The 8169-nt window shown below is 42.6% G+C and carries 7 protein-coding genes; all 7 read right to left on the minus strand.

Annotation, left to right across the window (positions count from 1 at the left end):
- Positions 1-97: 97 nt before the first annotated feature.
- Positions 98-1276: an O-antigen polymerase gene (locus tag H165_RS19605; protein WP_155943610.1), complete on the minus strand. Its 1179-nt coding sequence runs from the start codon at positions 1274-1276 to the stop codon at positions 98-100.
- Positions 1269-2399, minus strand: coding sequence for a glycosyltransferase family 4 protein (locus H165_RS19205; RefSeq protein ID WP_155943611.1), 1131 nt, complete (start codon positions 2397-2399; stop codon positions 1269-1271). The genes H165_RS19605 and H165_RS19205 overlap by 8 nt, the downstream gene beginning before the upstream one ends.
- Positions 2380-3507 (minus strand): CDP-glycerol glycerophosphotransferase family protein, encoded by a 1128-nt coding sequence (locus H165_RS19210; protein WP_081609356.1) that lies wholly within the window; start codon positions 3505-3507, stop codon positions 2380-2382. The genes H165_RS19205 and H165_RS19210 overlap by 20 nt, the downstream gene beginning before the upstream one ends.
- Positions 3494-4573 (minus strand): non-hydrolyzing UDP-N-acetylglucosamine 2-epimerase, encoded by a 1080-nt coding sequence (gene wecB / locus H165_RS18575; RefSeq protein WP_040640639.1) that lies wholly within the window; start codon positions 4571-4573, stop codon positions 3494-3496. The genes H165_RS19210 and wecB overlap by 14 nt, the downstream gene beginning before the upstream one ends.
- Positions 4574-4670: 97 nt before the next feature.
- Positions 4671-5909 carry an oligosaccharide flippase family protein gene (locus tag H165_RS19215; RefSeq protein ID WP_169333529.1) on the minus strand — a complete coding sequence of 413 codons (1239 nt, stop codon included), beginning with the start codon at positions 5907-5909 and terminating at the stop codon, positions 4671-4673.
- A gap of 62 nt (positions 5910-5971) precedes the next feature.
- The gene (locus tag H165_RS19220) at positions 5972-7471 is read right to left on the minus strand and encodes an HAD-IIA family hydrolase (protein WP_081609358.1); all 1500 of its coding nucleotides are present in this window, start codon (positions 7469-7471) and stop codon (positions 5972-5974) included.
- 427 nt (positions 7472-7898) lie between these two features.
- Positions 7899-8169 (minus strand): transposase (locus H165_RS0112480; protein ID WP_248681214.1); only part of this gene is annotated, 271 nt, incomplete at its 5' end.

Genomic DNA, 8169 nt, shown 5'->3' on the forward strand with positions numbered 1-8169 from the left:
CCCCAGAACAAGGATTCCATAACACCAATAAGAAAGAAGAACAGAACAACTCACAATAAAAACACGCCACAAGCAGAATATCTGCAGCCCCACCAAACTACCGAGCCGAAACCAATCTAACCTTAAAAAAGAACAAAACCATAAGCCCAAGCAAAAAATAATAACGCGCCAAAAGCTTTAAAGTTAATAACACATCGCCATTCGATAGCATAGTTACGGTAAAGGTAAGACCGTAAAAAAAGAAAAGCGATGAAACTCCGCCCGAGCGTAGCGCCCTAAACCAAAAAGAAAGCCACCCGCCCAATACAATTGGATAAATTATTACCCCTGGCAGCCCCCATAGAATCAACGCATTACCAATTAATGATGGCGGAATTGAGCCACCAACAAATTCGTACCCAAAGAGAACACTACCCACAATAGATCCGAGATAGTTTACAAACAGAAAATCCCCATTAACCAAGGAAATATTTATGTACCCCCTCAAATAATCCAAATGATATGCAACAAGAGCAAAACAATCAAAAATCGCAAACTCAGGAGAACTCAAGAGTTGTTGAAAACCAAGATCATCAGAGTATGTCGATATTCGATACCAAACCATGGAGACAAATGCAAAAATCAGGAATACTGAAAGTGACACTATTACCCTATAGCTAATATTCCTAATATTAAAATTCCAATAATAAACCAAAGGAATAACCGCCAAGAGAATTACTGAACGCCTAGACAAGATAATAAACGGCAAACAATAGAGCAATATTAGAGCCCCTCCAATAAATTGGACCTTCAAAACTGCCGAACTTTGAGTCTCCAGAAGATAGCAAATATAAACATGGATTGGCACAATAGCCAACCCCATAAGTCCGTAAAAAAGCCCAAGATTAAGCTCTAGTACATGAGATGCAACTGCCGCCTGATTTTTCAACAAGGCGGAAACGCCTCCAAACCGTGAAGCTATAACATAAAAAGACAAGTAACATACAACAAGCGCTATAATCACCGATAAATTAATCAATACTTTGTTCTGGACACCCACTCGAGGAAAAGCCTCAACCTTAAAACCAGAACCAAATAAACTTGAAATCTTATATGAAACAACCATTAATAGAAAAAATAAAGCCCCGCAGATCAATGCAAAAAAAGCATAATCTACAGGAAGCTCCCAGCGTAATACATCCGGATAAAAAAGAGAATACACCCCCTTAAAAAAGAATCTAATGACAAAATATGCCAGAATAATTGACAAAGGACTAAACAGCACACGATTAAGCATCTAAAACCTTCTCATAAAGTTTAAAATACCTACCTGCAATTACATCCCAACTATAATTTGACTCGATGTGCGCGTCAGCGAAAAGATTGTTACGCGGTGCATCATATGCGCGGACAATCGCCTCCCTAATTGAGCTGATATCACCAGGAGAACAAAACTCTGCAATACCATCAAAATATTCTCTTACTGGCGGGCAGTCGCCAACAACCAGATTGTTTCCAAAAAGACCTGCCTCAAGGCTTACCAGTCCAGGAGTTTCCAGCCAACTGGGCAATACATGCATATGACTAAGCCTATATAGCGAGGAAAGCTCTTCTTGACTAAAACCTCGGCCCAAATGGATAACATTCTTTAAACCAAGAATTTCCTTTTTAACTTCATGAAAATAATCCTGATGCAGAGGCGCCGGCTTTCCGACAATCAAAAGATTAACTTCAGTACCCTTTACAGCCTTAACCAGGTTCAAAATATTTTTACGCTCATCAATACGAGCGATGCAAAGCGCAAACTTCTCCCACGGGACCCCCGCCTCCCTAGCTATTTCTGCCTTAAGTGGTATATCTTTCAGAGCAAGATTCACACCATTAGGAATAACCGAGATATTCGAAGGATCTATTGGAAATCTATCTTTAAGATAATCAGCTTCCGCGCTAGAGTTAGGAATTAATGCAGCACTTAACGCGGAGGCAGCAACAATATTATCGAAATGAGATCCACGAATGGAGGCCCACAGCGTAGAAAACTCTTGAACGCCCCTAGCCACCCGCGCAACATCCTTAATAATATTGGATCTACTCTTAAAGCTTTTTTCAATGAACCGCTTTAATCCCGTTCTGGCCAAATTATTTATTTCGGAAAAGTCAGCAATTATCGGAGAAAGCACAGCTTTCTTTGAGTACTTTGCACACAGCCTAAGCTGTTGCACCGTTTCCGAAGAACGCTGGAGATTATAAACATGCGCAATATCGCACCACGGGAGTTGCTCTTTTATTTCATCGACTCCAGCGACATACTTAACCTCATGCCCCATAGACTCAAGAGATCTTCCCACCGAAATCATCTGTACAACATCGCCGCCAAGATTAGTCCGCCAATCATAGCGATTAATTTTTAATATCTTCACTAATTACACCTTTTGAAATAAGTAATGACTCTAATCGTGAGCAGGACGGAGGGGCAGAATATATGGAGGGATCATATGAAGGAGGCATCCCAAGCTTACTAACAAGCTCTTTGGCACTTCGGGATAAATAAAAGGGCAAATTTTCTATATCAATGTAAAGCCCCCCCCGCTCAGATGTATAACTTTCAAGATCGGGGCAATACAGATGTATAGGCCTACCTGTTATTGCATAATCAAAAGCTATCGACGAATAGTCAGTTATTAGCGCGTCAAAATCTTGAAGGGCAGAATAAACATCCTCAAAAGAGTTCGCATTAATTATATTCCCCTCAAAAAAACCATCTGGCAACTTACCGAAATCAAAAGGATGTAGCCTTATATACAGTACAGAGTCTTTAAGGCCTCGAAACTCCGCTTTTAAATCTTCACAAGCTCGCTCTATTGAAACCCCTTCGGATCTGTAAGTGGGAGCATACAGGTATTTTTTTCGCCCATCTGCCCTCTCCAAACCTTGCTGCGCTAAAGCTGAATTCCTAGGTAGACCATTTACGATTATCTTATCCTCTCCATATCGCAACGAGCTCTTAAAGAAATCTTTAAAATAATCTGATGCAACCAATATATAATCCCAGCGGTCATATGGTGTCTTTAATTTAAACGCATGGTATTTACTCAACCATTTTAGATCCTGAGGAGAGTCATACCCCATCTTCTTAATAGGCGAACCATGCCAAAGATTTACCAGGGAAGATCTTTTGGGTATGTACCAACCAATATCTCGCTCCGAATGAGTAAAGAAAAACCTACGGCACTGTTTTAATGCCTTGTAATACTCTTTTGTACCATAAGTCAGGAACCTATCGGAGAACTTGGAGTCCACTGGTGAAGTAAATTTTAAGCCGTCAGCAACAACATAAAATGCATTATATCCCTCCCCCACCATGTACTCAAAAAAATACTTTGCATTATCTTTATAACCCTGATTGTAACTTGAAAAAATTATACTATTCTTGAAACGCTTGTCCCTTGCAGCAAAAAGAATTTTTGCCCAGGAAACAAATATACAAAGCGCCTTGATTATATAACTTCTGAGGTTAACCATACGCATTAATAATCGCACTTATAATCTTGGCACAAGCATTGCCATCACCGAAAGGACTACTAGCGTTACTCATTGCTTCATAAGCTTCTGTATCTACCAACAACTCTTCAACTGCCTCTACTATCCTGCTTCGATCGGTCCCAACCAACCTCACAGTACCCGACGACACCGCCTCTGGCCTTTCGGTGGTATCTCTCATTACCAATACGGGCTTGCCTAATGCCGGCGCCTCCTCTTGGATTCCCCCTGAGTCAGTAAGAATTATATGTGCCCTCTTCATTAAGCATACAAACGGCAAATAATCTAATGGTTCTATGAGGTGTATATTCTGAATCCCTTTTAATAGCTCATGCACTGGCCTCCTAACATTTGGATTAAAATGTACTGGGTATACAATGTCTATCTCCTTATGGCGACGAGCAATTTCAGCAAGTGCTTCACATATTTTCCTGAAGCCTTCTCCAAAACTCTCCCTTCTGTGACCAGTAACTAATAATACTTGCCGCTCGTCATTTAGGAAGCCTAGGGGAAGCGAGGCTTGATCAAATAAAGAAGAATCGCGTTCTAACTTTTTAATTACGTCTAAAAGAGCATCAATTACTGTATTGCCAGTCACATATATCTTATTTTCTGGAACTCCCTCACGCACGAGATTGTATTTAGCAGCCTCTGTAGGAGCAAAATGCAAGTCCGCGAGGGTAGTTGTCAGCTTTCGATTTGCCTCTTCCGGCCAAGGTGAAAAAATATTCCCAGTTCTAAGCCCTGCTTCAACGTGCCCGACAGGAATTTGCTGATAATACGCCGCCAACGCTCCTGATAATGTTGAAGCGGTATCCCCATGCACTAAAACCAAATCGGGTTTGAATTCATAAAAAACAGATTTGATTTTTTGCAGAATTTCCGTAGTTATATCAGTCAGATCTTGGCCTGGCCGCATAACCGCCAAGTCAAACTCTGGCTCTATCGAGAATATTTTTAAAACTTGATCAAGCATTTCCCGATGCTGACCAGTCACACATACCTTTGCTTCAAACCTGCTATCTGCCTCTAATGCTTTAACCAGAGGCGCCATCTTGATCGCCTCGGGCCTTGTACCAAAAACGGATAGCACCCTTAACTTCTTCACAACCTAGACTCCATCAAAAATACGCAGCAAACCTGCATGCACATTAAACATTCTTGATACGGTTTATTAGCATTTTAACCTTAACCCCCCGATACCCCAAAACAAAAATCTCCACCAACAGAACCGAAACAGCAACCGGCGATGCTTCTACCCAACCGAAAAACCAAATAAAAACTAACAAGACAATTTGCAGAACGCCCGCAAACATCACGCTCAAATTTGCTGAGCGCGTATCCCCCATAGCACCAAGGAACGGGTAGCCCATTAGAACAGATGGCGTCGTCACACAAAACGCAATCATAAAGATCACCAAGACTGAATAACTCTCCGAAAAACCTTGCCCAAAAAAAAGCATCAAGAGCCAGTCTCCAAATAAAAGACCAAATGACAAACCAAGCAGGCTAATAGCCACAGCACATTTCATTATTTTAAAAAAAAGTGGAATGTTTTTTGTCCTGGTCATATATGGGTAGAGTGCTTGTGAAATTGGTTGGAACAGTGCCTGGGCCCCTTTGTAAAGCTGCTCGGCAGCAGAATAATGCGCAACGGCAACTGGAGTAGAAATCAGCCCCAAAAAAAACGCTCCACCTGCTGTATACGTAGCGACGGCAGCACGCGACCAGAAAAACTCAATAGACTCGGTAAATATAGCTTTTGTAAAGCCCCATTCTGGCAGCAAAGGAGAATATCCAAGCCTAACCATGAAACCTATTGCGACTACCGCCCCTAAAACTTGAGCAACTCCATTGGCAATAGCAACCCATAGATAGTCATCAGGAGTACTTACGAATAATATAGCTAGCAGCACGTAGGAGCTTCGCGCTAAGACGACAAACAGGGTTATAAACCCCATTTTCTCCATTCCTTGGAAAAACCAAATTGGCTGAAAAGTCTGCCCAACAATTGGTATCAACAAAAGCCAGAAGAAGCTGGCGTATTCTCCGTATTTCTGATCCTGGAAGTACAAAAAGAAGAAAAACAGTGCGCCAACCGGCACTAGAAGAAACAATTTACAAAGATGAACCGCACCAATGATCTTCCTAACAAATTCCCTGTTTGTCTGATGGCTGGCTATCTGGCGCGTTGCTGATAAGTTAAAGCCGAAATCGGTGATGATGCAGGCTATTTGCACCATCGCCAAACCGAAAGCCACTACCCCATATAAAGAGACGCCGAGCATTCGAGTCAAAAACGGTATTATCAGAAAAGGCAAAATATAGTTTGCCAATTGCAGTGCGAACAGAGCCCCCGTGTTTGATATAAGTTTATTCTTAGCGCTCAAAGTCTCACCTACTCTAGATGCCATTGAATGAGCGGCCATAGGCCACGGCCGCCCCTGCAGCTTTAGAGTTTCCGCATATCCTTTATTGAACCAAGGACAAAGTCAGGCTGAACTTCGGAGGTTTCGAGCTGGTCGCGGGTTGTCTCACCTGTCAATACCAACAAACCGTAACATGGCAGTGCTTTCGCCATCATAATATCTGTATGAAGACGATCCCCTACTATTAATGTCTTACTGGGGTCCAGATTAAATCTTTGAATCAGCGGTGAAATCATTTCAAAACTAGGCTTACCAAAAACTTTGCTCGGACTTTTACCAGTTGTAATCCTAATCATCTCAAGCAAAGACCCTATATCGGGAATAGGGCCATACTCTGAAGGACAAAAAACATCGCAATGAGTTGCCAGAATATCCGTCCCTTCATTTATGTATTTACATGCCGTTATAAGCTTTTGATAGCTCAGCTCAGTATCGTAACCAATAACCACGTATTCTGGATTAGCTGAGTCAATATTGAATCCCTGATCCATCAGATATTTCTTTAAGCTATTGGTCCCTAACACATGAATTTTTTCAACTTTCTGATCAAACAAATAGTCCACCAGCGCATCGGTTGAAAGCACTATTTGTGACTCCGAACATTTGATGCCGATATCCTTTAACCTAGTTACGTAATCGCTTTTATTTTTCGAGGAATTATTGGTTAAGAAGTACACATTTTTTCCGTCTTCTTGCAACGCCTCGATCACCTCGGGCGCACCATCAACAACTTGACCACCAACGTAAACTGTCCCATCAAGATCAAATAGAATATTTTCAATATTTTTAATTGCGTCATCGTAATGCGAAAACTTACGATCAGACAAGGCCAAGTCTTCATAATTATCAATCTCGACCCAATTTAGCCCCGCAATGTCACAAGGTGTGAACTTAAGCTTTTGGGACCGAAATAAGCGCTGCATTGCGACTTCGGTCCAGTCTTTCAAGTTCTTCTCTTCCTCTATAATCCTGACAATCTCTTCGAAGAATATTGAACTCGCCTCTGAAGAGAACTTATAGAAATCGATAGAGCACGCAAACGATTCATGCTCTTTAATCTTCTTCGAAATATCGATTACAAAGCCATCCGATGAGACAACAACCTTCATTGACTCTTCGTTGTAGAGCGAGCTATCTACAGCCACTGCATTCGCGGACTCATGCTCCAAGAGACGTTTGACAACATCCACATCAACACTCAGATCAGCATTATTGAGGATAAAACTCCTGCCTGCTGCCTGCTCCCTTGCCAAGTAAAGGGAGTACATATTGTTAGTCGTCTCGTAATCGTTGTTTTCAACAATTCGGATATTAACATCCTTGATATGCTTGCAATATTCCTTGATCGCGCCCCCCTCATAACCTACAACGATTAACAAATCCCTAATGCCCGCTGCCTTATAGGCATCGATCTGGTATTGAAGAATCGCCTTCCCAGCAGTGGTTACCAAGCATTTTGGCTTTGCATTAGTCATTGGGCGCAAACGCGAACCTACACCCGCAGCAAGGATTATGCCAATCATCTAACAAGTTCCCTTCTATTAATTAAAATTCAGCCTAAAGGGCCATGCAATAAATTATTTAATAACACGCTAAAATTCTACAAAGGATATCAACTGCCACACCGTATAAGGCGCTCTTCGCTATGGTTTATCCAGAGCATTGACTCCAGCCTCTTATGGCAATCGATGCGAACACCCACTTGGTTGAATCGAAACGCCCACGGCCCCATCCGAACTGAGATGGCGACGAATCCTTACAACTGACAAGCGAGACCACGCTTTCTTATCCCTCGTCATGCTAAGGATGGTCTGAAGTAGCCACGTATTTCTGGCCGACTACAGACCTCGCTGTTTTTTGAAGCGGTCCATCGATCAAAAACTGCTCAGATCGACTACTTATGTAGGGTTTTTAGCCGCTACGCGCACCCCGTAGCGGCTATTCGCCGTGTTACAGGCGCACCTCTCCTGTGTTCGCGAGTAAATGCCGCCGCGCCATCCACAGATTCGACAGCGCAAACAGCGTAATCAGTTGTGCGGTGTTCTTGGCCAGGCCACGGAAGCGCACCTTGGTGTAACCAAACTGGCGCTTGATCACTCGAAACGGGTGCTCGACCTTCGCTCGCACTTGTGCCTTGGCCTTCAAATCCCTGTCGAATGAGGTGATCCAGCGCACGCTCATCCTGACGAGGCTTGCAGTGCGCGAGGCGCCAGGCGGATCC

Origin of the sequence: Pseudomonas thermotolerans DSM 14292 (assembly GCF_000364625.1) — a bacterium.
In the GTDB taxonomy this organism is placed as follows: Bacteria; Pseudomonadota; Gammaproteobacteria; order Pseudomonadales; family Pseudomonadaceae; genus Aquipseudomonas; species Aquipseudomonas thermotolerans.